Genomic DNA, 26,415 nt, shown 5'->3' with positions numbered 1-26,415 from the left:
CGGGCGATGGCAGCCGAGTCGGAAGCGGTCACGGCACGGGCCTCCTGGGCCGCGGCGCCACCGGCGCTGTCGAGGCGGTCCATGTTGGCTTCGGTGGCGTGGCCGGCGTTGGCGCCCTTGATGGCGGCTGCGCCTTCTTCCTTGTCGAATTCGTCCCAGCTGAGCATCGGATGTTCCTTGTGTGGGGGTGTGGGTAGGCCTGGTTCACTGCCTGTTTGTCAGGCAGGTAGACACGTGTTTGGAGCTCCCGTTCAACAGGATTCACGGCACAAGCAGGCATTGGAAAACCCTGGCGCTCCAGGGGGATGAGAGGTGCCGTAGGAGAAGCATGGCACATCATGTAGTGTTTTTATGTGAAGTTGGCACACTATATGGTGGTTTTTGCGGTCGGTCAATCCGCTGGGGCGCAACGCGCTGTTTCGTCGCAGCTTCTCGGTGAGGTGTCTAGAGGGCGGCTTTCAGGCGGCGGGTTTTGAACAGATGCAGGTAAACCGTGAGGTTGAGCAAGAGCACCAAGGCACCAAAGCCAAGCTGTATCGTCGGTGTCAGCCCGGCGGGGTAGATCAGCGGAATCAGGTAGTGCTCGATAAAGCCCTCGCCATAACCGCCTTGTCCGGCGGCCTGGCGAAAAAGGTTTTCCCAGCGGGTCAGCGGGCATTCCAGGTGAAAGACTTCGACAATCACACCCCAGGTCGCGGCGGGCAGGTGCAACCAGATCAACCGGCGCCATTTGAGCACCAGCAACCCGCCAAACAGCACGAACAAGATGAACAGCAGGTGAAACGACACCAGCCCGTCGGCCGCTATCCGGTAGAACATCTCGACTTCCTTTTCTGATCCATGACGTAAGTGCGGATATCCTACCCGGGTCGCTGGTCCGACCTCTACCGCGCGTTGGACTTGAGCGTTGCGAGGATGTCTTTCAGGCGCTGGGCTGTGGCTTCACTGCTGGTTTGCATGGGCGCGCGCAGTTCGTCACGAATCAACCCCTGAAGGGCGAGGGCGGTTTTCACCGGACCAGGGTTGGGCTCGACAAACAGGGCCTGGATCAGCGGCGTCAGTTGGAAAAATGTCGTCCTGGCAGCTGCGAGCTGCTGCTCCTGGATCTGCCGGTACAACTGGACGAACAACTCGGGATGGATATGCGCCGAAGCCGCAATTGCACCGGTTGCGCCGAGGCACATTGCATTGAACATCTGGTTGTCCTCGCCACACAGCACATCGACCAGGCCGCTGGCCAGCACCGCCAGGGTGTTGTTCAGGTTGCCGCCGCAGTCCTTGATGGCGACGATATTGTCATGGGCGACGATCCTGAGCAGGGTTGCCTGCTCGAAGCTCACCCCGGTGCGGTAGGGAATGTCGTAGACAATGATCGGCACGCTGGAGGCATCGGCGACAGTCTTGAAAAACGCTTCCAGGCCGGCCTGGGACGGGCGGATGTAATAGGGCGCAGGCACCAGCAGCCCGGCCAGGGGGCGCTTGAGTATCTCGCTCTGGAACTGCAGCAACTCGCTGAGGTTGTTGCCCGCCAGGCCCATTACCACCTTCTGTGGCGGGACCAGCTCCAGTACGGCATCCAGCACCGCCAGCTGTTCATGTTTGCCCAGTGCGGCGGCTTCCCCGGTGGTGCCACAGACCACGATGCCGTCGACGCCGCTGTCCAGCAGATGGCTGACCAGCCGCCGCAAGGCGACGAAGTCGATGGCCTGGTTCACGAACGGCGTAACGAGGGGGACCCAGATACCTTGAAACGATGACATGCACTTTCTCCTGATGGTTGACCGTGTCGTCACCGTCAGAAGCGTAGAAGGAAGTTGGCAGAAGAGGAGGGGTGACCCGTCGTCGCGCTCAATGTCCTGTCAGCTCATCTGACGGGACAGCGCGCCCCGGTCACATGAGCGACTGTTTCTTCGATTTAGGGGCAAACGCAACGCATGCCGGGGCCTTGGCATTCAAGCCAACGGCGACAGCAATGAGGTTGAGCGTTGCGCACATATTTGTTTACACCCTGGATCAGGCGTCCATTTTTAAAAGCTGGCGCCGGGTTTGTCAATTGCCGATGTCGATCGAGTGTGGCTCAGGCTTCGGCGCCCAGATGACTTTTCATCAGTTCCAGGTTTTCTTCGACCGAGTCGGCCATCATCATTTTGTCTGCCTCGACGGCAGCCAGGGCGGCGCGTTCGAACATCACCCGTTCATGGGCTCGAACCGCGGTTTTCCAGTCCTGGTCGTCCAGCAGCGCATCCGCCAGATCCACCGCATCGCGCAACGCCAGGTTGGCGCCTTCGCCGGCGGGTGGCATCAGGTGCGCGGCATCGCCCAGCAGGGTGACGCCGTCGCGGTGCTCCCAGCGATGACCGATCGGCAGCACATGAACCGGCCAGGGGCGTACAGGTTCGTCCGCTACGTGAAGCAGTTGCAGCAATGAGGCGTCCCAACCCTTGAAGTCTCGGAGCAGGTCGCTCCTGGTTTTTGCTTCGTGCGCTGTTACCTGCCGATGCAAGGCGGCATACACGCGGATATGGGCGTTTGCGTTGCGTTGGGCAAAGATTGTCTGGCGTTTGCCCTTGGCAATCAGCATGCCGCGCCCGACCCGTTGCGCGACCTCAGGATAACGGGCATCGGCGTCGGGGATCGACAGTTCATGCAAGGTGAGTCCGGTGAACGCGGGCTGTGTTGTCGAGACCAGAGCGCGCACCTTGGACCAGGCACCGTCGGCGCCGACCACCAGCTCAAAGCGCTGATTCAGACCGTTGTCGAAGCGCAGCTCGGTATAGCCGTCGTCCTGTTGTTCGGCTTCCCTGAGGGTGTGGCCCCAGCGCAAAGTGTCTTCCGGGATCGATTCCAGCAGCAGCTCCCTGAGCTGGCCGCGATCGATCTCGGGGCGGTCGCCGCTGGCAGCATCGGCTTTTTCCATCTGCAACGTACCGTGCTGGTCGAACAGCCGCAGGCCCTGGTCTTCGTAGCGGGCCAATTGCTGAAAGGTTTCGAACAACCCGCCCAGGCGCAGCGCGTATTGGCCGGTTTCCACGTGCAGGTCGAGCATGCCGCCCTGTGGCCGCTGCGAGATGGACTCATCACGCTCGAAGATCAGGAAAGGCACGCCTTTGAGGTACAGCATACGGGCGAGCATCAAGCCGCCGAGGCCGGCGCCGACGATGGCGATACGTGGAGTCGAGACCATGGTGTCATTCCAGAGCGCGGTTTGTCATAGGCACCTATGATGAATTAGCATAGGTGCCTATGACAAGGGGTCGTTAGATGAACAATTTAGATCTGAACCGGGTGCCGTCCTTCCTGATCAAGCGCGTGTCACAGGAGTTGATCCGGCAGGCCGAGGTGCGTTTGCGCCCGCTGGGAATCGGCATGGCCAGCATGCCGGTGTTGGGTGCGCTGCAGCGGGGGGAAGCGCGGACCCAGGCTGAGCTCGCGCGTTTGCTGCAGGTCGAGCAGCCGTCGATGGCCCAGACCCTGGCTCGTCTGGAGCGGGATCAACTGATCCGCCGCCGGCCCGATCCGGAGCACAAGCGCGTTCAGATCGTGGAGTTGACCGAGCTGGCGCTGACCCGGATACCGCAGGCGAAAGAGATTCTGTGGGAGGGCAATATCAAGGCGCTGGCGGGTTTCAGTGATGAGGAGGTGGAGCGTTTTGTGGACTTTCTGCAGCGGGCCAATGCCAATTTACGCGTTGATTCCTGAAGCCACTCACACGGGACGTACGGCGTGGGTACGTCTCGACAGGTCGGAAAACTCTCTAGGTTAAAAGGTAAGACCTTCCGCCAGACGTATGAGCATTTCCTCTACCTGACGGGTTCCCTGAATAGTCGACAGCATGGTCATGGGACTTTTCCCCGAGAAGTGTTCCTTGGGTTTGGACAACCAGCGCTTGGCTTTCTCATCATTGCCGAAAAGCGTATTCGCTATGGCGGTGATGCGAACCGCACGAAGCAATGGGTCGCTATCATTGATAGTCAGCCGCTGGTCCTTGGCTGTACGTGTCTTGAGGGGGGTGAGAGGAATGATGGGGACACCTCTTTTTATACGGCATTTATCGAATAGAGTCCGGTAAATGCCGGATAATTGAAAGTGCCAGTGCTTTCAGATTTGCGCTGATGGGGTCTCCATTGCCGCCGCCTCGATCACCAACTCCCGAAACCGCCGCAGCACCGACGAGCTATCGCCCACGCGGGTCGCCAGGTGCAGCGGTGCGATCAGTCCCGGACACTGTGACAGCGCGCGATAGGCAATCCCGTCGCCCCGCAGGCGCTGCATCGAGGCCGGGACGATGGAAACCCCCAGGCCGGCGGCGACCAGGCTCAGGGTGGCGGCCATGCGTGGGGCTTCCTGAATCACCTGTGGGCTGAATCCCGCCTCGCGACACGCCACCAGAATGGCGTCGTAGAGCCCCAATCCCACCCGACGTCGATACAGCACAAAGGCTTCGCCGGCGAGCGCGGACAAGGGCAGGGGGACGCGGGTGTCCTGTGCCAGGGGATGATCCATCGGCAGTGCCAGCAACATCGGTTCGACCAGAATCGGCTCGGCCTGCAAGGTCGGTGTACCGCTCAAGGGCGAGCGCACGAAGGCGGCATCCAGGCGTTCGTGCACCAGCGCATCCATCAACTCCCCGGTGCCGGCTTCTTCCAGAATCACCGAAACGCCGGAAAACGCCTCGCGAAAGTGCCGCAGCACGCCCGGCACAAACGGGTGCAGCGCTGCCGAACTGGTGAAGCCGATACCAAGCCGCCCCTGTTCACCCCGGGCAGCGCGACGCACCACCTCGGTCACGCCCTCGGCCCGTGCCAAGACAGCACGGGCTTCTTCCAGCAACGCCAGGCCCGCGGTGGTCGGGCGAACACCCCGTGGCAGGCGTTCCATCAACGCCACGCCCATCTCGGCCTCCAGCTTCTGCAGCAGGCGGGTGAGGGGCGGTTGTTGCATATGCAGACGCTCCGCCGCCCGGGTGATATGACCTTCTTCAGCGATCACGACAAACGCATGCAAGCGACGCAGCTCTAACATTTCGATACCTTTTCAGTATGGCAGCTTGTCATTATTAGCATTTGTCATCATGGCGTGCAAAACCTACGCTTGTGCTCACTCCCCATGCACAAGAGGAAGCGTGATGACCTGGTCAGCCAAGCAATATTCGACATTTGAAGAAGAGCGCACCCGTCCCGTCCGCGATCTGGTAGCCGCCATTCCTACCGGCACGGTCGGCGTGGCCGTCGACCTGGGTTGCGGTCCGGGCAACTCCACCGAAGTCCTGGCCCAGCGTTTTCCCGAGGCGCGGGTCACCGGCATGGACAGCTCCGAGGATATGCTCGTCAGTGCTCGGGCGCGCTTGCCCGCGTTGAATTTCGAACTCGCCGATATCGCCACCTGGAACCCGGATCAAACCTTCGATGTGATCCTGGCCAATGCCTCGCTGCAATGGGTGCCGGATCACACCACGCTCTATCCCCATCTGGTGAGCAAGTTGGCGGCTGGTGGCAGCCTGGCGGTGCAGACTCCGGACAATATGCAGGAGCCATCGCACCGGCTGGCGCGGGAAGTGGCCGCCAACGGACCGTGGGCGGATAAGATCGCGACGGTTCGGCACCCGCCGCGGCACGACGCGAGTTTCTATTACGAACTGCTGCGTCCGCACTGCAGCCACGTGGATGTCTGGCGCACCACCTATCACCACCCGTTGGCCGGCGGTCATGCCGCCGTGGTGGAGTGGTTCAAGGGCTCGGCGCTGCGGCCGTACCTGGCACCCTTGGATGAGGGGCAGAAAGCGGCGTTTCTGCAGGCTTACCTGACGGCTATCACCGGGGCTTACCCGGCGCTCGCCGATGGAACGGTGCTGTTGCCGTTTCCCAGGTTGTTCGTGGTCGCGACTCGCTGAGGCTTGCTCAGGGGGCTCTGCCTGAGTCGATCAGGCATGCAGCAGCAGATACTCGCTCAGGGCCTGACGGGTCAGGTCATTGAGCGTCACCTTCTGGCGCGTCGCGGTCAACGCGGCGGCCAGATGGAGATCGTGACCCACGCGCACGTTGAATGAGCCCTTGCAGGGCATCTCGGGCGCCTGGTTCAACTGTTTGCAGGTGTCGAGGTAGTCGTCAACGGCCTCCTTGAACGCCGTTTCCAATTCCGCCACGGTTTGCCCCTCATAACTTACCAGCGCGCGAATGAACTGGAGCTTGCCGAACAGGCAGTTGTCCTCGACGCTGGCTTCGATGGAGCCGTAATAGCCTTTGTAATGCATCTGATTACTCACGAAATCAGTCCTCCTGAACGCAGGTGATCAATCACCTGACGCTTGATATAGGTTTTCAGCTCGTTGCCAGGATGAGGTTTGTGCAGGTTGATCGCTGCCTGCGGGTCGCCGTTGTCGAATTTGACCCGGCTACCTGGGCCTTCGAGCCGACGGTAACCAAAGTGACCCAATAGCGTCACCAGCTCCGTCCAGGTAAAGCTCGACCAGGGGTTGAGCAGTTTAGCGAGCAATTTTTCATTCTTGGACACCAAGCCTCCTTGCTGCAACTAAATATAGTTGCACTGATGTTGAGGGTCAAGACTGAAGGGTTTTGCCGGGGCGTTCAATAGGGGTTTCGGGCTTGCTTACGTTTCCCGAGGGATTTTTGGACGGGGCCTACAGGATCGATGTATTGGGCGCAGGAGGGCGATCTGTTTGCACCGGCTTGGCAGATACAAACAGATCGTTGTCGCGGGTTTAGCTCACTACGCGATAGCAAGGCACATAAGCCGCGCCACCGGGGAGCTTCATGCGGTGTTGTTCAACGAAGGCCTTGAGCAGCTTGTCCAGCGGTTGCATCACCGCCGCGTCGCCATGGATCTCGTAGGGGCCGTGCTCCTCGATCAGGCGGATGCCCTTGTCCTTGACGTTGCCGGCGACGATCCCGGAAAACGCCCGGCGCAGGTTGGCCGCCAGTTCGTGGGGGGGCAGGCTGCGGCTGAGGTTGAGGCTTGCCATGTTGGCGTGGGTCGGATCGAACGGGTGCTGGAAGCCGCCATCGATCTTCAGCAGCCAGTTGAAGTGGAAGGCGTCATTGCGTTCGCGGCGGAACTGTTTGACCGCCTTCAACCCGTGGGCCATCTGCCGGGCCACCTGGGCCGGGTTGTCGATGATGATTTCGTAGTGCTTCTGCGCTTTTTCACCCAGGGTCGCGACCACAAAGGCGTTCAGTTGCTGAAGGTAGGCTTCTGCACTGCGCGGGCCGGTCAGGATCACCGGGAACGGCAGTTCGCGGTTGTCCGGGTGCATCAGGATGCCGAGCAGGTAGAGGAATTCTTCGGCCGTACCGGCGCCGCCCGGGAAGATGATGATGCCGTGGCCCACCCGCACGAACGCCTCAAGGCGTTTCTCGATGTCGGGCATGATCACCAGCTCGTTGACGATCGGGTTCGGCGCCTCGGCGGCGATGATCCCCGGCTCGGTCAGGCCCAGGTAGCGGCCGGTGGTGATGCGTTGTTTGGCGTGGGAAATGGTCGCGCCTTTCATCGGCCCCTTCATCACCCCAGGACCGCAACCGGTGCAGACATCCAGACTGCGCAGGCCCAGTTCGTGGCCGACCTTCTTGGTGTACTGGTATTCCTCGGTGCTGATGGAGTGACCGCCCCAGCACACCACCATTTTCGGCTCCAGGCCGGGGCGCAGGGTGCGGGCGTTGCGCAGCAGGTGGAAAACGTAGTCGGTGATGCCCTGGGAGCTGTCCAGATCAATGCGCTGGCTCTCCAGTTCGTTTTCGGTGTAGACGATATCGCGCAGGGCACTGAAGAGCATTTCGCGGGTGCTGGCGATCATTTCGCCATCAACGAAGGCATCGGCCGGGGCGTTCAGCAGTTCCAGGCGGACCCCACGATCCTGCTGGTGAATACGGATCTCGAAATCCTTGTAGGCTTCGAGGATGGTCTTGGCATTGTCGACATGGGCGCCGGTGTTGAGGATGGCCAGGGCGCACTGGCGGAATAATGTGTAGATGCTGCCGGAGCCGGCTTCGCTCAGTTGCTGCACTTCACGTTGGGAAAGGGTTTCGAGGCTGCCCTTGGGGCTAACCGAGGCGTTGATTACCGATCGTTGGGTCATGCTTTATTCCATCAAGGCGATGTCGCCGGGCTGCTAAGGCGCCGGCTGCACCAGAAAGGCTTCGCGCGCACGCGTGTTCCTAGCATAGCTAAATCAGGCACCCAGGTGGTTGGTGCCGGTTGGCTCAGCTTGCAGGATTTTAACGCGTCGCGAAACCCGCAGGCGTATCGCCCATGTTCAGCTCAAGCTCCGCACACAGCCCTCCGCCATCACGATTGCTCAGGGTCAATGTGCCGCCCATGGCGGTTGCCAGTTGCTGGGCGATGGCCAGGCCCAGGCCGGTCCCACCAGTGCTGCGGTTGCGCGAGCTTTCCACGCGATAGAAGGGCTTGAGGACTTCTTCCAGTTCCGCCTGGGCGATACCCGGGCCGCGGTCCAGGACCAGGATCGACAGTCGTCGGTTTTTCTGGGGGGTGATGACGATCTGCGCGCTGCCGGCGAATTTCAGCGCGTTGTCCACCAGGTTGACCAATACGCGTCGCAGGGCATGGGGGCGGGTGTCGATCAGCCCGCCGTTCTTGCCGATCAGCTCCACGGCTTGACCGGTGTCCTGATAGTCGAATACCAGGCTGTCGAGAAAGGCGTCGAGGTCGATGCGGCAATTGGCTTCGGTGGCGCCATGCACGCTGCGGGCATAGGCCACGCCTTCACGCACCAGGTGTTCGATTTCGCCCAGGTCCTGCCAGAGCTTGTCCTTCTCGGTGGAGTCGTCCATGAACTCGGCCCGCAGCTTCATGCGCGTGATGGGGGTTTGCAGGTCATGGGAAATCGCCGCCAGCAGTTGCATGCGCTCCTTGAGATAGGCGGCGATACGCGCCTGCATGGCGTTGAAGGCCGCCGCCGCGCGGGCCACTTCGGTCGGGCCGGCTTCGTCCAGGTGTACGCCGTGGGTATTGGGGTCGAGGTTTTCCACGGCATGGGCCAGGCGGGTCAACGGGCGCACGGCAATCCGCACTGCCAGCCAGGCGCAGCCGAGCATCAGCAGCAACTGACCGAGCAGGACAAAGGGCAACCAGGGCGACATGGGCATGACCGATGGGGTGACGTCGAGAGTCACCGGACTGCCGTCACGCAGTTTCAGATGGGCCTGGAAGTGTTTGCGCGGGCCGGGAATGTCGCTGAAGGTCAGCGGGTAGTCACGCCCGATGGCCTCTTTGAGCGAGGGGACGGCGATCGGCACTTCATCCGGTTGCATGGGAATGCCGGGAACACCCTCGTTCAGCAGGTAGCGGTAGTTGTGCCGTTCAAGGCGTGGCAACCAGCTTTCGCGTTCGCTCGCCGGCAGGCGTTCAAGAATGGCGATGGAGGTCGAGACATCGGTTTCCAGGTTGCCGAGCATGGCGGTCTTGGCGCTCTGATAGCGCTCGTAGGACTGCGCGCCGAAGGACAGCGCCTGGGCGAGGATCAGCCCGGCGAGGAAGATCAGCGACAGCCGTGAGCCCAGCGTGCGCGGCCAGAGCAGGACCGGTTTCATTGGGTTGCACCGAGGATTTCCACCGGCAGTGAGAACACATAACCCTCACTGCGCACGGTCTTGATATAGGCCGGCTCGCGGGCATCGTCCAGCAACCGTTGGCGCAGGCGGCTCACCAGCAGGTCGATGGAGCGGTCGAACAGATCGGCGTCGCGGCCCTGGGTTAGGTTGAGCAACTGGTCGCGGTTCAGGACCCGTTGCGGATGGTCGAGAAACACCCGCAACAGGCGATATTCGGCGCCGCTGAGGGCCACCAGGGTGCCGTTTTCATCCAGCAGGTGGCGGGCGCTGGTGTCGAGCTTCCAGCGGCCGAACCCCAGCAGTCGACCACTTTCGGTGACGATCAGGTTGGGTGGCAGCATCCGTGTGCGGCGCAGCACCGAGTTGATCCGGGCCAGCAGCTCGCGGGCGGCGAAGGGTTTGACCAGGTAATCGTCGGCGCCCATTTCGAGGCCGATGATGCGGTCGGTTTCGTCGCTGCGGGCGGTCAGCATCAGCACCGGCGTGGCCTTGTGCTTGCCGGCGCGCAGTTCACGGCACAGCAGCAGGCCGTCGTCGCCGGGCATCATGATGTCCAGCACGATCAGGTCCACCGGCGTGGTTTCGAGGAAGGTACGCATCTGCCGGCCATCGGCGACCACCGTGGTACGCAGGCCGTTCTTCTTGAGGTAGTTGCCCACCAGCTCTCTGATCTCGCGGTCATCGTCCACGATCAGGATGTGATCGACATGATCCATGGGGCCGGGCTCCGTCAATGTTGGTTTAGGGCACAGTCTAGCGAGGGCTGTGGCGGCTGGCATCGGGCCTTTGTATTGCAGTGTATCTGGCGGGCTACGGATACACAGGCATGCAAAAACGCCTGGCGTCGGCGGGACAAGACTGGCCATTGGCCGAGGGATTTGTATTGATCTTTCCGACCACTGCAATGAAGGCAGCTGAGTTGCCGTGGTTTTTTTCGCCCCTTGCCAGGCACTGTTTGCCGCGCCATGAAAAAGTAGCGCCCACGACAAGTGCCTTGGATTAATCAAGTTCGGATATTTGAATGACCTAAAAAAAGCCACCGCACAAAGTGCAGGGCACTCGGCGCAGTAGCTAAAACTTACCAAAGGGATGATGAAGTCGAGATGACTCAATAACTGTTCCGCGCAAGTGCCCGGAGAATAGTTGAGGCATAACGTTGCCATCGGCGCGAACTCTACCATCGTGGCTTGATGATCGCTTATCAGCTGCATCGATAGTCATTATTGATACAAATCCGCGCGATTGTATCGGCGGCGACGTCGGAGCGTCCGACGCCGAGCTTCGATCTCGATATCCAGTGAATCCATCGGTCAGTCGCTGAAGTTGGCGTACTCGGCCCCCATGCGGCCGTTGCGTTTGACTTTGTAGAGCAACTCATCGACTTTCTCGACAAAACCCAGTGCCGCTTCATCGACGGCGGGGCGTATGGTGCCGACTCCGAGGCTGAGACTCAGCAGCCCGGAAATCGCCGACTTCTCATGTTCGATCTGCTGCTGGCGAATCAGTTGCAGGCATTTATCCGCCACTTGCCGAGCCTTGTCCGCCGGTGTTTCGGGCAATAGCCAGATGAACTCTTCACCGCCGATCCGGGCAATAAAGTCCCGTGGCCGATTGGTCGCCTGGGACAGGGTCTGGGCCACTTGTCGCAGGGCCTCGTCACCCCTGATATGCCCGTAGTGGTCGTTGTACTGCTTGAAAAAGTCGATATCCAGGATAATCAGCGACAGCGGCAGTTGATTGCGCTGAGCATGTTCCCACTCCCGGGCGAGCACGGTGTCGAACATACGACGATTGGCAATACCGGTCAGGCCATCCTGGAACGAGTACTCCTCCAACTGCTTTTGCAGGCGGATCAGGTGTTCCTCGGTTTTCTTGCGTTCGCTGATATCGAACATAAAGCCGATCAGCGCCTCGACTTCGCCGTCCTTGCGCACCACATGCACCACATCGCGGATCCAGACGTATTCGCCGTCGCGGGTCAGCGCCCGGTAGTCGGCCTCGTGGTCGACGCCAGCCTTGGACTGCGACACACAGAAGTTCACCACATACTCCCGATCATCCGGGTGCATGCGTGACACCCAGTCATCGATCCCGACCCAACTGTCCGGTGTCCAGCCGAGCAGGGTCTCGATCTGTGGGCCGATGTAGCTGAAGGTCATGGTTTGCCAGTCGATTCGCCAGGGAATGGCCTTGGTCGATTCGAGCAGGGTCTTGTAGACGTCACTATCGGTTTCGGTAGAAGGCGTGGCGCTCATGATCGATCAGGCTTCGCTGGTGGAGGTGGGCGCTAGAATGTTGCGCGCACGAGGGCTAATCAAGGTCCAGGCGATACATGGCAAGGGAATTTGCTTTCCCCGCGCGGGCCTGTGTTGTAAAAGCAGTGACGCATCGGCTTTTTGAACGTCTATGACTAGAATCCGCGACGCTGCTTACCGTCAGTGTCGATATCGGCCTATGAAAAAAGGGAACCTTATGATCATCAAACCACGCGTTCGTGGCTTTATCTGTGTGACCACCCACCCAGTGGGTTGTGAAGCCAACGTCAAGCAACAGATTGACTACGTCACCCAGCAAGGCCCGGTCAGCGACGGACCGAAGAACGTCCTGGTGCTCGGTGCATCCACCGGTTACGGCCTGGCGGCGCGCATCACCGCGGCTTTCGGCTGCGGTGCCAACACCCTGGGGGTGTTCTTCGAGCGTGAAGGCGACGAAGGCAAGCTCGGCACCGCCGGTTGGTACAATAGCGCCGCGTTCCACAAGTTTGCCGAAGAGAAAGGCCTGTACGCCATGAGCATCAATGGCGACGCCTTCTCCGATGAAGTCAAGCGCCTGACCATCGAGACCATCAAACGCGACATGGGCAAGATCGACCTGGTGGTCTACAGCCTGGCGGCCCCGCGTCGTACCGATCCGAAAACCGGTGAAGTCTACAGCTCGACGCTCAAGCCGATCGGCAAGTCGGTCACCCAGCGCGGACTGAACACCGACAAGGAAGAGGTCAACGTCACCACGCTGGCCGAGGCGACCCAGGAAGAGATCGACGGTACCGTCAAGGTCATGGGGGGCGAAGACTGGCAGCTGTGGATCGATGCCCTGGACGAGGCCGGTGTGCTGGCTGACGGCGCGAAAACCACCGCCTTCACCTACCTGGGCGAAAAACTGACCCACGACATCTACTGGAACGGTTCCATTGGCGCGGCCAAGAAGGACCTGGACCAGAAGGTCCTGAAGATTCGTGAGCGTCTGGCGGCCAAAGGCGGCGACGCGCGGGTTTCGGTGTTGAAAGCCGTGGTCACCCAGGCGAGCTCGGCGATCCCGATCATGCCGCTGTACCTGTCGCTGCTGTTCAAGGTGATGAAGGAGCAGGGCTCCCACGAAGGTTGCATCGAGCAGGTCTACGGCCTGTACAAGGACAGCCTGTACTCGCCGACCCCGATCCTCGACGAAGACGGCCGCCTGCGTGCCGACTACAAGGAGCTGCAGCCTGAGGTCCAGGCGCAGGTGGCGAAGCTGTGGGATGCGGTCACCACCGAAAACCTCAACGAACTGACGGATTTTGCCGGCTACAAGGCCGAGTTCCTGCGTCTGTTCGGTTTCGGGGTCGAAGGGGTGGATTACGAGGCCGACGTCAGCCCGGACGTGGCGATTGCCAAGCTGATCCAGGCCTGAATCAGCGCCCGCGTCCCGCGGGGTTGAGGCGGTCACTTGAGGGGCTGGTCAATCCAGCGCCTCAAGGCTATTGCCGGGTTTGGCCGCGCAGCTTCGAAGGCGCGGCGCAACCTCCAGCCGTTATTACTTGATGACCTTCCAGTTCTTGTAGAAGCCCTGGCGCAGGGTGAACGCCGCGCTGGCGAACGCAGCGATCGCACCGCTGATAATGCGCGGGGCGTAGGACGGGCGGACGATATCGATGAACAGGCAGTAACGTTTGGCGTCGTTCTTGTTGAACGAGGCGTGCAGCAGCGTGTCATCGAAAATGAACAGCGGGTCGTCATGCCAGTAATGCTTTTGCTTGCGGCACTGGATGTAGACGCCGTCGTGGTGCGGCGCCGGGGCCATGTTGTAGAGCACGCGGAACATCATGCGCAACGGGCCGAAGTGGAAGGACGTCGAGCGGTTTTCATTGAAGACCGACACGCCCACGGTCTTGACGTAGGGGAACTTCTGCTGGAGTTCCGAGATATCCAGTTCGGTATCGATCTTGCGTCCGTACCACTGGAAGAACAACATGCCGCGCTTGTTTTCCGCCATCCGTGAGTCGAGGTACTGGATGATCTCGTCCTTGTGGCTCATCGCCTTGTCGATGACTTGCTGCAGGTCGCGCTGGCAGTCTTCTGGCAGGTCCTGCATCTTGTAGATGCCGCGATTGGGCTTGCTGATCAGGTCGAACAGCGAGTTGAAGGGCGACAGTACCCAGGTGTTGCGGCCGTTGCCGATAAAATACTTCTTCGCCAGCTCGGCGGTGTAGATGCCGTTGCGCAGGAAGTCATAGACACCGCAAACCGCGACCAGGAGCAGAAAACCGAGAATGGTTTTCGGAAAGCAGTAGATCAGCAAGAGTACGGCCAGGGTCCAGAGGGCGGAGACGACTTTCTTGCGGATGTTGCGAATACTCATGAAACCTGCTCCTAGAGCGACTACGTCAAGTGCGGCGTGCGCCGGGACGGCGCGGCAAAGCCTGGAAAAAAGTGCTGAATGTTACTGTTTTGCAGTGACATTTAACAGTTATTGTTCAAGGCAGACCTTGATCTGACGCTATGGTTACGATGTTTTGAGCGCCATGATGGCGCCCGATGGGATAGGAAAACCAATGAAATTATCTTCTGTAGTCGTCTTGTTCATCGCCCTGACGATGGGCCATGCAAGTCTCAGCGAAGCCCGGCAATCGAGGCAGCAGACGGAGTCGGTGGCGGGGGTCTTCGATTACTACCTGCTGACCTTGTCCTGGTCGCCGACCTTCTGCCTGACTCATGCCAAGGATCAGCAGTGCAGCGGCAAGGGTTATGGTTTTGTGCTCCATGGCTTGTGGCCGCAGTATGCCAAGGGCGGCTGGCCACAATCCTGCCCGCCACTGACACCCTTGACGCAGCAGGAGCGGCAAAAGGGCCTCACCCTGTTTCCCTCGGGCAAACTGCTGGAGCATGAGTGGGACAAGCACGGTACCTGCAGTGGCCTGGGCGCCTCTGGCTACCTGAATGCGGCCGACAAGGCGCTGGGGACAGTGGTGGTTCCACCCGCCCTGCAACCTTCGACGACGCCGCGGGAATACTCCGCCGACCAGATCCTCCAACTGTTCCGCCAGAGCAATCCGGGGATGCCGGAGGGTGGGGTGACGGTGCGTTGCAGCGGACCGGAACTGGCCGAGGTGCGTGTGTGCCTGACCAAGGACCTGGGCTTCGGCGAGTGCGGCAAGGGCGTCAGGAATCAATGCCGACAAGGGCCGGTGCGCGTGCCGCCGATTCGCTGATTGCTCCGGGATACCTGGGCGGCGCTTGATTCGACACGCTGCTCAAGTGCCCGTTTGTGCACAAATGTTCAAGACAGGCGTGCGGCGGGCTGGCAAAGTCGGCGTCTTTTTCTGTGTGCCCGAGTCTTATGTCCGATCATCTGTTACCTCGCACCGCTTTCCTGCGCGGTGCCGTGGCCATCATGCCGCTGTCCCTGGCGACCGCGCCCTGGGGATTGCTGGCCGGTTCCATGGCCATCGAGGCCAACCTGACGCCGCTGCAAGGCCAGGGCTTGTCCAGCATCGTATTTGCCGGTGCCGCGCAACTGGTGGCGATCGGCATGCTCAAGGGCGGCGCGGGGATTTTCTCGATCCTGCTCACCACCGCGCTGCTGACCTCGCAACACCTGTTGTATGGCATGAGCATGCGCTCGGTGATTTCCCCGTTGTCCGGCCGCTGGCGGGTCGGCCTGGGCTTCCTGCTGACCGACGAGCTCTTTGCCTTGACCAGCCAGCACGACAAGCAACAGTTCAACCGCTGGTATGCGCTGGGCGTGGGGTTGACGTTCTATATCGCCTGGAACCTGTTCACCCTGGCGGGGATCGTGCTGGGCCGCAGCATTCCCGGTCTTGAGCATCTGGGGCTGGATTTCTCCATCGCGGCGACCTTTATCGCCTTGATCACCCCGGTGGTACGCAATGTGCCGACCGTGGTCTGTGTGGCGGTGTCGTTGTTCTGTTCGGTGCTGTTCAGCTACTGGCAGTTGGGTTCGGCCCTGGTGTTGTCGGGGCTGGCGGGAATGACGGCAGGATTTCTCTGCAACAAGCTGTATCGGGGGCACGAATGATCGTCTGGGCAGTGATTTTCGGGATGGGGCTGCTGGTGTTCCTCAACCGTTACGTGTTTCTCGAACCCCGCTTGCCGGTGCGCCTGAGCAGCAATGCCCGGCAGTTCCTCGGCTTTGCCGTGCCGGGCATGCTCACGGCGATCTGCGGGCCGATCGTGTTCATGCCCGATCACCAGTTGAACCTGCAGTATGACAATCCGTACCTGCTCAGTTCGCTGGTGGCCATCGGCCTGGTGCTCTACACCCGCAATACCTTGCTCAGCATGTTGCTGAGCATGGCGTTCTTTTTTCTGCTGCGCTGGTGGTTGGCGTGATATTCAACTGAGCGGTCTTCACACCGATCACGGACCGGCGTGCTTCAGCAACTCCTTGCGCAATTTGCCCGGTGACAGGCCGAACAGGCTCTGGAAATGCCGGATGAAATGCGGCGCGTCGGCAAAGCCGCATTCAAAGGCGATTTCGCCGATCTGTCGATCCGAGCTGACCAGCAGCCAGCGCCCGAAGCGGAGCCGCACCTGGCGATAGAACTGCGCCGGGCTGGTATCGGTTTCCGCCATGAACAACCGTTCCAGCTGGCGCTTGCTGGTGCCGACCCAATGGGCGATGGCCTCGATTTCCAGCGGTTCGGCCATGTGTTTTTCCATCAGCATCACCGCCTCGTGCAAACGCCGGTTGGACGAGCTGGCATAACCCAGGGCCTTGCGTCGGTCGAGAAAGCTGCCGGTGCCGCTCTTGGCCACGGTCATCTGGTGCACCACCTTGCCGGCGCGGTCCGGGCCGCAGTGCATGCCGATCAGATGCACCGCCAGCTCGATCACCGACACACCGCCGGCACAGGTGATGCGGTCCTTGTCGATCAGGAAGTCGTTGTGGGTGATAAACCGCAGGGTCGGGAACAGGCGTTTCCAGTCATCGGCATGGTAGGCGTGCACGCAGGCGGTGTGGCCATCCATCAGCCCGTGACGGGCCAGGACGAAGCTGCCGGTGCACAAGCCGATCAAGGGCACGCCGGCCGCCGCGGCCTGGTGCAGGAACGCCGGGTAGCTTTTCGGCACATCGGCCAACGAGTCCAGCAGGCCGCCGATCACCACGATGTAGTCGAAGCGTTGCGGGTCGCCCATTTCGCTGTCGATCGGCACGTCCAGTCCACCGCTGGAGGCGACGCGTTGCCCCGGCGTGCCCAGCACCTTCCATTCGCAACGGATCGGCCGGCTCTGGTCGCCGGTGTCGGCGGCGTGGCGCAGGGCATCGGTCAGCCCGGACAAGGACAGCAACGGAAAACGCGGCCAGAGCACGATGCCCACCGACAGTTCCGCCGTTCCGCGGCGCTTGTGTGGGGCGGGTGCCGGTTGCTGGTCGAGGCGCGCCACCAGGCTCGGCTCGCCGGCCTCGTTCGCGGTTTCATGCAGATGTCGCAAATATTCAATCATTCGTGCAAAGCATCCAACTGATTTATGTGCCCTCGGCCCTAGGATGGAGGCCTGCCCAACATCCTGTCGTTCAATAAGAAAACCAACGAGGTGCACACGATGAACAAGCCTGACATGCAACGCTTTACCGGCCTCTGCGCCGGATTGATACTGTCCCTGCTGGCCGCGGGACCGGTGTTCGCGCTGGATACCGTGGAGCCGGGCAGTCTGACCATCGCCTTCAGCGGTGACATGCCGGGGACTGGTTATCAAGATAGCAAGATGGTCGGTTATGACGGTGAAATCCTTCAACAAATTTCCGAGAAACTCGGGATGAAGGTCAAGCCGGCGCTGATGGAGTGGTCGGGGACCATTGCCTCGGTGCAGGCCCGCCGCGTCGATGTTATGGCCGGGACCATGGGCTGGACCGAGCAGCGCTCGAAAATCATGGCCCTGAGCGATCCGATCCATTATTTCAAGAACGGCATCACCCAGACCGACAAGACCGACTGGAAGACCCTCAAGGACCTGCAGGGCAAGAAGGTCGGGACCATCACCGGTTTCTCCTTCATTCCTGAAATGCGCAAGATCCCGGGGCTGCAAGTGACGCTCTACGATACCTCGGACGCCGCTGTGCGTGACCTGCTGGCCGGGCGTATCGACGCGGTGATCGGTGATCCGCCGGTCATGCAGTACGCCATTTCGCGCAATGCCCAGTGGCACCTGCATTTCAATGCCTTCACCGACAACGACCCGGATTTCCCCTTGCTGACCGGGTTGGGACAGGTGGTGTTCGGTTTCAACAAGGACAATCCGCAGTTGCTGGCGGCGGTCAATGCGCAGATCGAGGCGCTCTGGAAAACCTGCGAGATGCGCAAGATCGGCGCTCGCTACGGCCTGACCCAGGATGTCTGGTTCATGCCCCAGGGCAAGGACCTGCGCCTGAGCGTCGACCGTCCGGCGGATTGGAAACTGCCTGGCTGCCAATAATAAAGCGTGGTGCGCAGGGTCAGGTGGTCGACCCTGCGCCGGACCGAGAAAAAGCGGGTGAGCAAGATGTCCAACCTGGTAGAACCTGCGCTGTTGCGCGTGTGTGATCTGTACAAGAGTTATGGCGACCTGGAGGTGCTCAAGGGCATCAGCCTGGAGCTCAAGGCCGGGGAAACCCTGTCGCTGATCGGCCCGAGCGGTTCCGGCAAATCGACCTGCCTGCGCTGCATCAATTATCTGGAGAAGCCCAGCCAGGGCGAAATCTGGCTCGGCGATGAACTGATCGGGCAAGCCCGGGACGGTTCGCGCCTGCGTTTGCTGAGTGACCGGGAAATGGCCCCGCAGCGGCTGGAGATCGCCATGGTCTTCCAGCTGTTCTACCTCTGGCCGCACTTGAACGTACGCGACAATGTCGCGCTGGGTTCGATCAAGGCCCGAGGCATGCCGCGCAAGCAGGCTTACGAACTGGCCGAAGCCATGCTGGAGAAGGTCCATCTGCGGCACAAGGCCGATGCCTATCCCGAGCAGTTGTCCGGCGGGCAGCAGCAGCGGGTAGCGATTGCCCGGGCCCTGGCGCAGCAACCCAAGGTGATCCTGTTCGATGAGCCGACCTCGGCCCTCGACCCCGAACTGGTGGGCGAAGTCCTGGCGGTGATCCGCGAACTGGCCGAAGAGGGCCGGACCATGATCATGGTCACCCACGAAGTCCGTTTTGCCCGCGATGTGGCCGACCGGGTGATCTTTATGGACGGCGGCCATATCGTCGAGCAGGGGCCTTCCGCCCAGGTGATCGACACGCCCAGCCACGAGCGCACCCGCAGCTTCCTCGGGCGCATGGCCATGGAGCAGGCTTGAATGAGCAGCCTCCAGACCTTTTTCGGCTTGTTGCCCCTGCTGTTGAGCGGTGCCCTGACGGCACTGGAAATCGCCCTCTGCACTCTGGTGCTGGCCAGTATCGGCGGCCTGGCGCTGGCGGTGTGGCTGACCTTCAGCCGTTCGCGACTGGTGCAGGCGGGCATTGCCTGTTTTATCGAATGGATGCGCAACGTGCCGGCCCTGGCGCATTTGTTCCTGATCTACTTCGGCCTGTCGTACCTGGGGATCAATCTGCCCGCGTGGCTGGCGGCCATCGTCGGCCTGAGCCTGGTGGGCAGTGCCGTGCTCTGCGATATCTTTCGCGCCGGCCTGCAGTCGTTGCATGTCGGGCAATACGAGGCCGGTCTGGCGGTCGGGCTGACTCGTATGCAGATATTGGCCAACATCCTCTTGCCCCAGTCGCTGCGCCGTTCGCTGCCGGCCTTCGCCAACTATGTCACGCAGTTGATCAAGGACACCTCCATCGCTTCGGCCATCGCCGTGCCGGAAATCATGTTCCTGGCACGCAACCTGGTGACTTCGACCTTCCAGACCTCGCTGATCTACTTCGCGGTGATGTGCATCTACGCCGCGATGATCCTGCCCATCGGCCTGGGTTTTATCCGTCTTGAACGGCATTGGGGGAGCGCACGATGATCAGTTTCCTTGCGCAATACCCCGAGTACTGGAGCGACTGGACCGCGCGCCTGCTGCAAGGCGGGGTGGTCACCGCGAAGTTGTCCCTGGGCGGTTTTGCCCTGGCGGCGCTGCTCGGCAGCTTGCTGACCTGGGCCTTGCGCAGCCCGTTTGCCTGGCTGCGGCGCTCGGCGGTGTATTTCATCCAGGGCATGCGCGCGCTGCCTTTATTGGCTTTGTTGCTGGCGCTGTATTTCTCCCTGCCGAGCCTGGGACTGACCTTGTCCGGCTTCGAGGCCGGCATCCTCGGGCTGGGGTTGCAGGGCAGTGCCTATATCGCCGAGATCCTGCGCGGCGGCCTTGATGCCCTGCACCGGGGGCAGCGGGAGTCGGCGATTGCCGTCGGCCTGACGCCGTTCCAGGCGTTCACCGCGGTGATCCTGCCCCAGGCGATTCGCGGGATGTTGCCGCCATTGCTCAACGCCTATGTGTCGATCCTCAAGGACAGTTCGCTCTGTGCCCTGATCGCCACCGATGAGTTGATGCTGGCTGCCCGGGCGATTGCCTCGGAGAGCTTTCTGCCGATGCACATCTTCCTGTTGGTCGGCCTGTTCTATTTCGTGATCGCGTTCCCGCTTTCCCTGCTGTCGCGAGTGCTTGAGAAGCGCTTTTCCCGTGGCCGCAAAAGCCTGAGAGGTTGACTGGATGAATTCCCTGGATCACAGCACTTTCCACAGTATCGGCCAATTGCAGCAGGCGCTGCGCAGCGGCCGACTGACCAGCGAGGCCCTGGTGCGCGGCCAACTGGCCCGTATCGAACGCTTCAACGGCCAGCTCAATGCCTATGTCGAGGCGTACACCCAGCGTGCGCTGGGGGCGGCGATCGCTGCTGACCAGCAGCGTGCCGCCGGGGTCGATCTCGGGCCGTTGCACGGCATTCCGGTGGCGATCAAGGATCTGTTTGAAATCGCCGGGCAGGCCATCACCGGTGGCTCGTTGGCGCAGCGTCCGCGCATCTCCCGCTTCACGGCAACCGCCGTGCAGCGCCTGGAGCGGGCCGGGGCGATTATCCTGGGCAAGACCCACACGGTGGAGTTCGCCTTCGGCGGCTGGGGCACCAATGCGGTGATGGGCACGCCCTGGAATCCCTGGGACCGCGAAGTCCATCGGGCGCCGGGCGGTTCCAGCAGCGGCTCGGCGGTGGCGGTGGCCAGCGGCCTGGCCAGTGCGGCCCTGGGCACCGATACCGGCGGATCGGTGCGGATTCCCGCCGGTATGTGCGGCTTGGTGGGATTGAAGACTACCCGTGGGCTGATCAGTCGTCATGGGCTGATCGAACTGTGTCCGTCGCTGGACTCGGTAGGCCCGATCACCCACACCGTTGAGGATGCGGCCTGGATGCTCGATGCCTTGCTTGGCCCCGACCCACTGGACCCGGTCTCGGCGCAGGCGCCGATCTTCAGCGCTGCGGCGGGCCTCAATCAACCGGTGGCCGGTATGAGAATCTGGGTGTTGCCTCAAGCCGAACGCGCGGCCATTGCCCCCGATATCCTGGCGGCCTACGATCGTGGGCTGGAGCAACTGGTCGCCTTGGGCATGCATCTGGTGGAACAGCCGCTGCCACGCTCGCTGGAACTGTGCATGCGGGTGGCCGGCGGACTGATGAGCGCCGAAGGTTATGCCAGTCTCGGTGCGCTGTTCGAACAGAGCGACCTGCGCTTCGACCCCCACGTTCAGCGTCGCGTATTGAGCGGCAAGGCCATCGATTCGGCGGCCTATATCGATCTGCACAATCAGCGCCGCGCCGCGCGCAAGGCCATGCAGGAGGCGATGCTGAATGTCGACGCCTGTGTGTTCCCGACCAATGCCGTCGGCAGTGTGCCGCTGGATCAAGTGGATGAGTACGGCACGCCGCTGGCCCTGCTGGGGCGTTTCGCCAACCTGCTCAATCTGTGTTCGGTGGCATTGCCGGTGGGTTTTGACGGCCAGGGCATGCCGGTGTCGATGCAGATCGTCGGCAAGGCGTTCGCCGAGCCGCTGATCCTACGCATCGGTCATGCCTATCAGCAGCAGACCGACTGGCATCAACTGACGCCGAGCGGCTGGGCCCTGGACAAGGAGGCGGTGTAATGGAGATTTGCGTGGTGGGCGCGGGGATCGTCGGGCTGAGCAGTGCCTGGTTCCTGCACCGGGCCGGGCATCGCGTCACGGTGATCGACCAGGCGTCCGGTCCCGGCATGGGCGCGGTGGGTGGCAACGGCGCGCAGTTGAGCTACAGCTATGTGCAGCCGCTGGCCGATCCGTCGCTGTTGCCGGGGATTCCGAAACTGTTGCTCGACCGTAGCGGGCCGTTGCGCTTCACCCCGCAATGGAGCCCGGAGCAATGGCGCTGGTGCATGGAATTTCTGGCGGCTTGCCGGACGTCGGTGTCACGCCAGACCACGGTGGAGTTGCTGGCACTGGCAAGCGAGAGTCGCCAAGCCCTGGATGGGTTTATGCAGGAGCAGCATCTGGACTGCGATTTCACCCGCACCGGCAAGCTGGTGCTGTACCCGGACGCCGAAGGGCTGGACAAGGCGCAGCGTCAGGTCCGTTTCCAGGCGGGCCTGGGCTCGCGACAGCAGGTGCTCAGCGCCAGTGAGGCGGTGGCGATCGAGCCGGCGTTGGCCGGTTACCGGTCCGCTTTTCACGGCGCCATTCATACTGACAGTGAGTGCGCGGTGGATGGCCTCAAGCTGTGTCGCGAAATGGCCCGGTTACTGGCAGGCGAGGGCGTACAGCTGTTGTTCGACCGCAAGCTCGAAGGTTTTCAGCGCCGTGGTGAGCGAATCAGCGCGCTGAACCTGAGACATGCCCATAAAGGGACCGAAGTGTTGCACAGCGAGGCGGTGGTCCTGGCGGCAGGCGCCTACAGCACCGGCTTGCTGGCGCAATTGGGCAGCCGTCTGCCGGTCTATCCACTCAAGGGCTACAGCATTACCCTGCCGATTACCGAGCACACCCGGGCACCGACGGTCAGCATCACCGATATGCGCCGCAAGACCGTGTTCGCCCGGATCGGCGACCGCCTGCGGGTGGCGGGGATGGTGGAGTTGTGTGGTATGGATGCGTCGATTCCGGCGGCGCGGATCGAGCAGTTGCAAGCCTCGACCGAGGCGCTCTTTGGTGAAGGCTGGAACGTCGACGATTGTCAGCCCTGGAGCGGCTGGCGGCCGGCGACGCCCACCGGCAGGCCTGTGCTTGAACACCGTGCAGGCAGTAACCTGTATCTCAACACCGGGCATGGCGCACTGGGCATGACCCTGGCCTTTGGCAGCGCGCAGCGCCTGGTGCGGTTGGTCGAACACGCGGCCGGCTGAAGTTTATCCAAGGAGAAAGACCGATGACGATTCAACGTTTCCAGAGCAATGCGCGGATGTCCGGTGTGGTCAGCCACGGCGATGTGCTGTACCTCGCCGGCCAGGTACCGGGCGATCTGCAAGGCGATATCGAGTCCCAGACCCGCCAGGTGCTGGAGAAGATCGACGGACTGCTGGCCCTGGCCGGCAGCGACAAGACTCGCTTGCTCAGCGCGCAGATCTGGCTCAAGCATATCGACCGCGACTTCGCGGCGATGAACGCGGTCTGGGATGCCTGGTTGCCGGAGGGCGGTGCCCCGGCACGGGCCACGGTAGAAGCCAACCTGGCGCGGCCTGAAGTGTTGGTGGAAATCATGGTGATTGCGGCCAAGTCCTGATGCAATTCCTGTAGCGACGCGGTGCCCTGTCAGACCGCGTCGCCTGGATCGCCCGCAGGCTGGCTCCTACAGAGGCTCACGACATCCGCTACTCGTCAGTCGGATGGTCAACCTGTAGCCCATGCCTTACGCGATAAAGAGTTATTCCCCTCAAAAGACAAGTTCTCTTCTTGCATCGCCTTCTGTCGGAGTAAACGACAGTAAACACTCTTGAGTGGATCAAGCGGAGACTTGATATGGCGGACGAGCGATATGTAGTCGGACAGGCTTTTGAAATCAGGCCCTTGCACATCGTTGCGGGAAGACCACAAACCTTCGGTTCCGGTGTGGGTGGGGCTTACAGTGGAAATGGCGATGGTTGGGGACTTCAGGAAGGGCCGAGACGGGGAGAGGGAGGGCCGGGTAGATTTCGTGACACGACCACGCCAAATGTCCTGTCTGACTTGATGGGGGGAGAAACGGACTTTCAATTTATTGCGGACGAATATGAGCCACGTCTCAAAGCGCTCCTGGTTAATATGGAACAGGAACTAGCGCAGAAAAAGCAGGCTGCCACAGGTGAAAGTGTCCTGTCTCCCGAAGAGGCGGCAAGGCTCGATCAAAGGGTTACGCTGGATCTGATTGATGTAAAGAAATCACAGTATATTTCCACGGCACCCGCCATTTATGGCCTTTATGGTCATAACCCGTTTTTCATGATGGAGGTTTTGCCGCGTCAGAAAATGCGTGAGCTTTGGCTCTCGGGAGCTGCTACTGCCGAATCCGTGAGCGGCTTGCATGCTCTTTTTGATACTGTCTACAGAGCGGCGCTGGAACTCAAGGTGCTGTCGCTTTCGATGGATGTCCTGGCTGCAAAGCTTGCGGAGCTGGACACCAAAAGGCGTCAGGCAGAGTCGGCTGTTTCCGTAAATGACGCTGCCTGGCAGGCGTTGTTGGAACAACGTCTTGGCGTCATCGGCGTGGAACGGGATATTCACGTCCAACGCCTGCCGGAGTTTCTTCAAACAGAACTTTCTATCGCCGCGGGCTCCGTGGCGGGGCTGGCACCGGCTCAGGCACTGATTCACTACAAAACCGTGCTGGACGATATGATCGCCGGCAAGCTTGCCGCGATCCGGCCCATCCAGGCGCCGCCGCCCTGGACAAGTGGTGGGGTCACCCTCACTTATCCCGCGACAAATCCCAAGATTGTTTCCCCCTTGAGCAAGCCGGAACTGGAAGCCCTGGCCAATCTGGTTCACTTGCAGGCGACCGGGCAGCTAGGTCAAAAATGGGCGAGCCATCACGATGCCCTGCTGAAATCCGAGTCCGCCAGATATCTGGGTATCGCCTCGAACGCCTTTGGTGCTTTGGCAGCTCGCGCAAGGGCGGTCGCCGACGAGCAAGCTCGATTGTTCGCAAAGACTGAAGCGAAACGCAAGGCGGCTGAAGCACATACTTTCAGGCTTGCTCCGACAGGCGCAACCCAACTCAGTGCGGCAGCGGGTTTCATCGCGATCACGACGGGCACCGGTTTGACGCTGGAAGCCGCCATTCAGTCGGGCATCCAGGCTCTGAAAACCCTTGGCAGCGCTGTGCTTGATCGCGCCACGGGTGTTGGAATTGGCCTGCTGCTGTATTCCCCCTCGTTAGGTAATAGCGATCTTTATCCGCCGACCACCTTGAGCCTGCCAGCCAGGGACTTGATCCCCGACTTGCCGGAGAACCTGTCGGCGATAGCGGTGGCCGGTGGCACGGTGGATCTGCCGTATCGGGTTTACGGCGACCGTTCGAAGTACTCGCTGATTGCCACGCAAGCCAATGGTGGGTTATCGCCGAAGGTGCCGGTCAGGGCCTTGACGCTGGACCCGGCGGCGAATGCCTATACCTTCACCACGGCTGATACGCCGGCGATCACCCTGACCTTTCCGATTGCGGCCCCTGACGGCAGTTCGACGACATCGCCGGTACAGCCTGTAGAAATTCCGATCTACACGGGGATCACGCTGACACCCATCGAGGTAAAGGCCGAACCCTTGCCGGGGATGGATCAGTGGGATATTCGGGATGGTATCTATACTTTTCCTGCTGACTCAGGTTTGCCGCCCATTTATGTAGTGTTTAGCTCTCCGTATGAGGGGGCTACTACAAGGGGTGAACACAGCGGTCGGATGTACAATCCTGACAAGGCTGGAGGCGCAATCCAAAATCTCGACTGGACAACGGCGTCGGTTACTCAGGATGGTATTGATCTTGTTAAGTTGCATACAGGGCGATTTGCACCGTCAGATGCAAATGCAATAATGGTTGACCGATTAGAGAAAGTCTTGCGCGGTGAACTATCAATTGCTGACGTCGATAAACGATTTTATACACACGAAATCAGAGAACTTGAGCGTTACAGGGCACTAGGGATTGCGGATGGTGTCGTACCGAAGGGCAAAGACGCCGCCTCTGAGGTTTGGAACAATGCTCACACGGCAACCTTGGAGGATTACAAATTAAAAGATGAGGAAAATTTATTTTATACGTTCGATGCTATAAAGGCCGCTGATGAGCAGGTGTGGAGGGAGTTTAAATGATTGATTTTAAGTCGTTGGTGGAGGGCGAGTCTGTAAAAGATATTATTTCTTTTTTGGCTGGTAGTGAAAAAGGTATCGATTACCGCAGCCTAGATAGATTTTTTGTTCGCTATCGTTTTGATGTTATCGAAAAAGGCGAACTTTTGTCTACTGTCAGAGAAATGGGGGCGTCAGGTGTTATACAACAAGGTGAGCATCCCATGACTTATATAAAGGGTCCTAACTGGAAAGAGCCCGCTTTTGTCGCGGAAAATAAATACTTTAAGGTCGTCAAGCTTGGTCGCTAGGTGATTTTCAGTAGGTGAGTTTTTAAGGTGGTGTGGCTATGTGGTCGAATTTACTTGGGG

28 protein-coding genes and 2 pseudogenes are annotated in these 26,415 nt (G+C 60.7%); 16 read left to right on the top strand and 14 right to left on the bottom strand.

The genetic code is table 11. The features are described 5' to 3' along the window. The 4 genes and pseudogenes from HX830_RS02710 to HX830_RS02695 all read right to left on the bottom strand — a co-directional run. Positions 1–167 (bottom strand): annotated as a pseudogene (locus HX830_RS02710) (ribonucleotide-diphosphate reductase subunit beta); the annotation flags it as partial. 277 nt (positions 168–444) lie between these two features. Next, positions 445–819, bottom strand: coding sequence for a DUF2784 domain-containing protein (locus HX830_RS02705; RefSeq protein WP_103499180.1), 375 nt, complete (start codon positions 817–819; stop codon positions 445–447). 65 nt (positions 820–884) lie between these two features. After that, positions 885–1,760 (bottom strand): 4-hydroxy-tetrahydrodipicolinate synthase, encoded by an 876-nt coding sequence (dapA, locus tag HX830_RS02700; RefSeq protein WP_103499179.1) that lies wholly within the window; start codon positions 1,758–1,760, stop codon positions 885–887. A 317-nt stretch (positions 1,761–2,077) separates the two neighbouring features. Continuing rightward, complete coding sequence (locus tag HX830_RS02695) at positions 2,078–3,184, bottom strand: FAD-dependent oxidoreductase (protein ID WP_103499178.1); 1,107 nt, start codon at positions 3,182–3,184, stop codon at positions 2,078–2,080. A gap of 77 nt (positions 3,185–3,261) precedes the next feature. Between HX830_RS02695 and HX830_RS02690 the strand changes: the two genes are divergently transcribed. Then, positions 3,262–3,699, top strand: coding sequence for a MarR family winged helix-turn-helix transcriptional regulator (locus HX830_RS02690; protein ID WP_177098883.1), 438 nt, complete (start codon positions 3,262–3,264; stop codon positions 3,697–3,699). Between the two features lie 60 nt (positions 3,700–3,759). Here the strand turns inward: HX830_RS02690 and HX830_RS02685 are convergent. Both HX830_RS02685 and HX830_RS02680 read right to left on the bottom strand, forming a co-directional pair. After that, a pseudogene (locus HX830_RS02685) lies at positions 3,760–4,023 on the bottom strand (antitoxin Xre/MbcA/ParS toxin-binding domain-containing protein); the annotation flags it as partial. A 75-nt stretch (positions 4,024–4,098) separates the two neighbouring features. After that, a complete protein-coding gene (locus HX830_RS02680; protein ID WP_100943078.1) occupies positions 4,099–5,022 on the bottom strand; it encodes a LysR family transcriptional regulator in 924 nt (307 codons plus the stop codon). 103 nt (positions 5,023–5,125) lie between these two features. Between HX830_RS02680 and tam the strand changes: the two genes are divergently transcribed. Continuing rightward, positions 5,126–5,890, top strand: coding sequence for a trans-aconitate 2-methyltransferase (gene tam, locus HX830_RS02675; RefSeq protein WP_177098882.1), 765 nt, complete (start codon positions 5,126–5,128; stop codon positions 5,888–5,890). Positions 5,891–5,920: 30 nt separating this feature from the next. Here tam and HX830_RS02670 read toward each other — a convergent pair whose 3' ends face one another. The 5 genes from HX830_RS02670 to HX830_RS02650 all read right to left on the bottom strand — a co-directional run bounded on the left by HX830_RS02670 (position 5,921) and on the right by HX830_RS02650 (position 10,303). Beyond that, entirely contained in the window at positions 5,921–6,250 is a 330-nt protein-coding gene (locus HX830_RS02670; protein WP_218171188.1) for a type II toxin-antitoxin system HicB family antitoxin, read from the bottom strand. 8 nt (positions 6,251–6,258) lie between these two features. Then, positions 6,259–6,510, bottom strand: a complete 252-nt coding sequence (locus tag HX830_RS02665) for a type II toxin-antitoxin system HicA family toxin (protein WP_177098880.1) — start codon at positions 6,508–6,510, stop codon at positions 6,259–6,261. A 208-nt stretch (positions 6,511–6,718) separates the two neighbouring features. After that, positions 6,719–8,092, bottom strand: coding sequence for a nucleotide 5'-monophosphate nucleosidase PpnN (ppnN, locus tag HX830_RS02660; RefSeq protein ID WP_103499172.1), 1,374 nt, complete (start codon positions 8,090–8,092; stop codon positions 6,719–6,721). A gap of 139 nt (positions 8,093–8,231) precedes the next feature. Further along, positions 8,232–9,566 (bottom strand): sensor histidine kinase, encoded by a 1,335-nt coding sequence (locus tag HX830_RS02655; RefSeq protein ID WP_177098879.1) that lies wholly within the window; start codon positions 9,564–9,566, stop codon positions 8,232–8,234. Then, a complete protein-coding gene (locus HX830_RS02650; protein ID WP_103499170.1) occupies positions 9,563–10,303 on the bottom strand; it encodes a response regulator in 741 nt (246 codons plus the stop codon). The genes HX830_RS02655 and HX830_RS02650 overlap by 4 nt, the downstream gene beginning before the upstream one ends. A gap of 110 nt (positions 10,304–10,413) precedes the next feature. Between HX830_RS02650 and HX830_RS02645 the strand changes: the two genes are divergently transcribed. Next, on the top strand, positions 10,414–10,590 hold the full coding sequence (locus HX830_RS02645) for a hypothetical protein (RefSeq protein ID WP_177098878.1): 177 nt from the start codon (positions 10,414–10,416) through the stop codon (positions 10,588–10,590). A gap of 307 nt (positions 10,591–10,897) precedes the next feature. Here HX830_RS02645 and HX830_RS02640 read toward each other — a convergent pair whose 3' ends face one another. After that, the gene (locus HX830_RS02640; RefSeq protein WP_103499169.1) at positions 10,898–11,842 is read right to left on the bottom strand and encodes a sensor domain-containing diguanylate cyclase; all 945 of its coding nucleotides are present in this window, start codon (positions 11,840–11,842) and stop codon (positions 10,898–10,900) included. A gap of 217 nt (positions 11,843–12,059) precedes the next feature. Between HX830_RS02640 and fabV the strand changes: the two genes are divergently transcribed. Then, complete coding sequence (gene fabV / locus HX830_RS02635; RefSeq protein ID WP_152742281.1) at positions 12,060–13,256, top strand: enoyl-ACP reductase FabV; 1,197 nt, start codon at positions 12,060–12,062, stop codon at positions 13,254–13,256. A gap of 123 nt (positions 13,257–13,379) precedes the next feature. Here the strand turns inward: fabV and HX830_RS02630 are convergent, their stop codons facing one another. Beyond that, positions 13,380–14,204: an aspartyl/asparaginyl beta-hydroxylase domain-containing protein gene (locus HX830_RS02630; RefSeq protein ID WP_152742280.1), complete on the bottom strand. Its 825-nt coding sequence runs from the start codon at positions 14,202–14,204 to the stop codon at positions 13,380–13,382. Between the two features lie 193 nt (positions 14,205–14,397). Between HX830_RS02630 and HX830_RS02625 the strand changes: the two genes are divergently transcribed. From HX830_RS02625 to HX830_RS02615, 3 genes are all read left to right on the top strand, one after another. Beyond that, positions 14,398–15,054 carry a ribonuclease T2 family protein gene (locus tag HX830_RS02625; protein WP_177098877.1) on the top strand — a complete coding sequence of 219 codons (657 nt, stop codon included), beginning with the start codon at positions 14,398–14,400 and terminating at the stop codon, positions 15,052–15,054. Positions 15,055–15,182: 128 nt separating this feature from the next. Beyond that, positions 15,183–15,881 carry an AzlC family ABC transporter permease gene (locus HX830_RS02620; RefSeq protein WP_152742278.1) on the top strand — a complete coding sequence of 233 codons (699 nt, stop codon included), beginning with the start codon at positions 15,183–15,185 and terminating at the stop codon, positions 15,879–15,881. After that, positions 15,881–16,195 carry an AzlD domain-containing protein gene (locus HX830_RS02615; RefSeq protein ID WP_177097668.1) on the top strand — a complete coding sequence of 105 codons (315 nt, stop codon included), beginning with the start codon at positions 15,881–15,883 and terminating at the stop codon, positions 16,193–16,195. Before HX830_RS02620 ends, HX830_RS02615 begins: the two co-directional genes overlap by 1 nt. Positions 16,196–16,222: 27 nt before the next feature. Here the strand turns inward: HX830_RS02615 and HX830_RS02610 are convergent, their stop codons facing one another. After that, positions 16,223–17,311 (bottom strand): GlxA family transcriptional regulator, encoded by a 1,089-nt coding sequence (locus HX830_RS02610; RefSeq protein ID WP_103499163.1) that lies wholly within the window; start codon positions 17,309–17,311, stop codon positions 16,223–16,225. 99 nt (positions 17,312–17,410) lie between these two features. Between HX830_RS02610 and HX830_RS02605 the strand changes: the two genes are divergently transcribed. From HX830_RS02605 to HX830_RS02565, 9 genes are all read left to right on the top strand, one after another. Then, a complete protein-coding gene (locus HX830_RS02605) occupies positions 17,411–18,280 on the top strand; it encodes an ABC transporter substrate-binding protein (RefSeq protein WP_177098876.1) in 870 nt (289 codons plus the stop codon). Between the two features lie 66 nt (positions 18,281–18,346). Beyond that, positions 18,347–19,135, top strand: a complete 789-nt coding sequence (locus HX830_RS02600; protein WP_256350376.1) for an amino acid ABC transporter ATP-binding protein — start codon at positions 18,347–18,349, stop codon at positions 19,133–19,135. Then, positions 19,136–19,792, top strand: coding sequence for an amino acid ABC transporter permease (locus HX830_RS02595; protein WP_103499161.1), 657 nt, complete (start codon positions 19,136–19,138; stop codon positions 19,790–19,792). Beyond that, a complete protein-coding gene (locus HX830_RS02590) occupies positions 19,789–20,472 on the top strand; it encodes an amino acid ABC transporter permease (protein WP_177098875.1) in 684 nt (227 codons plus the stop codon). The genes HX830_RS02595 and HX830_RS02590 overlap by 4 nt, the downstream gene beginning before the upstream one ends. Positions 20,473–20,476: 4 nt before the next feature. Beyond that, on the top strand, positions 20,477–21,901 hold the full coding sequence (locus HX830_RS02585; RefSeq protein ID WP_177098874.1) for an amidase: 1,425 nt from the start codon (positions 20,477–20,479) through the stop codon (positions 21,899–21,901). After that, complete coding sequence (locus tag HX830_RS02580; protein WP_177098873.1) at positions 21,901–23,130, top strand: D-amino acid dehydrogenase; 1,230 nt, start codon at positions 21,901–21,903, stop codon at positions 23,128–23,130. Before HX830_RS02585 ends, HX830_RS02580 begins: the two co-directional genes overlap by 1 nt. A gap of 23 nt (positions 23,131–23,153) precedes the next feature. Next, complete coding sequence (locus HX830_RS02575; RefSeq protein WP_177098872.1) at positions 23,154–23,507, top strand: RidA family protein; 354 nt, start codon at positions 23,154–23,156, stop codon at positions 23,505–23,507. Between the two features lie 236 nt (positions 23,508–23,743). Next, positions 23,744–26,068, top strand: coding sequence for an S-type pyocin domain-containing protein (locus HX830_RS02570; RefSeq protein WP_256350375.1), 2,325 nt, complete (start codon positions 23,744–23,746; stop codon positions 26,066–26,068). Next, positions 26,065–26,355, top strand: coding sequence for a hypothetical protein (locus HX830_RS02565; RefSeq protein WP_177098871.1), 291 nt, complete (start codon positions 26,065–26,067; stop codon positions 26,353–26,355). Before HX830_RS02570 ends, HX830_RS02565 begins: the two co-directional genes overlap by 4 nt. Positions 26,356–26,415: the final 60 nt, after the last annotated feature.

The organism is Pseudomonas gingeri (assembly GCF_013385425.1).
GTDB lineage: Bacteria > Pseudomonadota > Gammaproteobacteria > Pseudomonadales > Pseudomonadaceae > Aquipseudomonas > Aquipseudomonas gingeri_D.
Note: the sequence above shows the minus strand (reverse complement) of the source record. Positions and strands in the feature narration are given on the sequence as shown.

Bases quoted from the DNA above. Each gene is read 5' to 3' on its own strand.
- HX830_RS02705 (WP_103499180.1), bottom strand. From the start codon at position 819: ATGTTCTACCGGATAGCGGCCGACGGGCTGGTGTCGTTTCACCTGCTG.
- dapA (WP_103499179.1), bottom strand. From the start codon at position 1,760: ATGTCATCGTTTCAAGGTATCTGGGTCCCCCTCGTTACGCCGTTCGTG.
- HX830_RS02695 (WP_103499178.1), bottom strand. From the start codon at position 3,184: ATGGTCTCGACTCCACGTATCGCCATCGTCGGCGCCGGCCTCGGCGGC.
- HX830_RS02690 (WP_177098883.1), top strand. From the start codon at position 3,262: ATGAACAATTTAGATCTGAACCGGGTGCCGTCCTTCCTGATCAAGCGC.
- HX830_RS02680 (WP_100943078.1), bottom strand. From the start codon at position 5,022: ATGTTAGAGCTGCGTCGCTTGCATGCGTTTGTCGTGATCGCTGAAGAA.
- tam (WP_177098882.1), top strand. From the start codon at position 5,126: ATGACCTGGTCAGCCAAGCAATATTCGACATTTGAAGAAGAGCGCACC.
- HX830_RS02670 (WP_218171188.1), bottom strand. From the start codon at position 6,250: ATGCATTACAAAGGCTATTACGGCTCCATCGAAGCCAGCGTCGAGGAC.
- ppnN (WP_103499172.1), bottom strand. From the start codon at position 8,092: ATGACCCAACGATCGGTAATCAACGCCTCGGTTAGCCCCAAGGGCAGC.
- HX830_RS02655 (WP_177098879.1), bottom strand. From the start codon at position 9,566: ATGAAACCGGTCCTGCTCTGGCCGCGCACGCTGGGCTCACGGCTGTCG.
- HX830_RS02650 (WP_103499170.1), bottom strand. From the start codon at position 10,303: ATGGATCATGTCGATCACATCCTGATCGTGGACGATGACCGCGAGATC.
- HX830_RS02645 (WP_177098878.1), top strand. From the start codon at position 10,414: ATGCAAAAACGCCTGGCGTCGGCGGGACAAGACTGGCCATTGGCCGAG.
- HX830_RS02640 (WP_103499169.1), bottom strand. From the start codon at position 11,842: ATGAGCGCCACGCCTTCTACCGAAACCGATAGTGACGTCTACAAGACC.
- fabV (WP_152742281.1), top strand. From the start codon at position 12,060: ATGATCATCAAACCACGCGTTCGTGGCTTTATCTGTGTGACCACCCAC.
- HX830_RS02630 (WP_152742280.1), bottom strand. From the start codon at position 14,204: ATGAGTATTCGCAACATCCGCAAGAAAGTCGTCTCCGCCCTCTGGACC.
- HX830_RS02625 (WP_177098877.1), top strand. From the start codon at position 14,398: ATGAAATTATCTTCTGTAGTCGTCTTGTTCATCGCCCTGACGATGGGC.
- HX830_RS02620 (WP_152742278.1), top strand. From the start codon at position 15,183: ATGTCCGATCATCTGTTACCTCGCACCGCTTTCCTGCGCGGTGCCGTG.
- HX830_RS02610 (WP_103499163.1), bottom strand. From the start codon at position 17,311: ATGATTGAATATTTGCGACATCTGCATGAAACCGCGAACGAGGCCGGC.
- HX830_RS02605 (WP_177098876.1), top strand. From the start codon at position 17,411: ATGAACAAGCCTGACATGCAACGCTTTACCGGCCTCTGCGCCGGATTG.
- HX830_RS02600 (WP_256350376.1), top strand. From the start codon at position 18,347: ATGTCCAACCTGGTAGAACCTGCGCTGTTGCGCGTGTGTGATCTGTAC.
- HX830_RS02595 (WP_103499161.1), top strand. From the start codon at position 19,136: ATGAGCAGCCTCCAGACCTTTTTCGGCTTGTTGCCCCTGCTGTTGAGC.
- HX830_RS02590 (WP_177098875.1), top strand. From the start codon at position 19,789: ATGATCAGTTTCCTTGCGCAATACCCCGAGTACTGGAGCGACTGGACC.
- HX830_RS02585 (WP_177098874.1), top strand. From the start codon at position 20,477: ATGAATTCCCTGGATCACAGCACTTTCCACAGTATCGGCCAATTGCAG.
- HX830_RS02580 (WP_177098873.1), top strand. From the start codon at position 21,901: ATGGAGATTTGCGTGGTGGGCGCGGGGATCGTCGGGCTGAGCAGTGCC.
- HX830_RS02575 (WP_177098872.1), top strand. From the start codon at position 23,154: ATGACGATTCAACGTTTCCAGAGCAATGCGCGGATGTCCGGTGTGGTC.
- HX830_RS02570 (WP_256350375.1), top strand. From the start codon at position 23,744: ATGGCGGACGAGCGATATGTAGTCGGACAGGCTTTTGAAATCAGGCCC.
- HX830_RS02565 (WP_177098871.1), top strand. From the start codon at position 26,065: ATGATTGATTTTAAGTCGTTGGTGGAGGGCGAGTCTGTAAAAGATATT.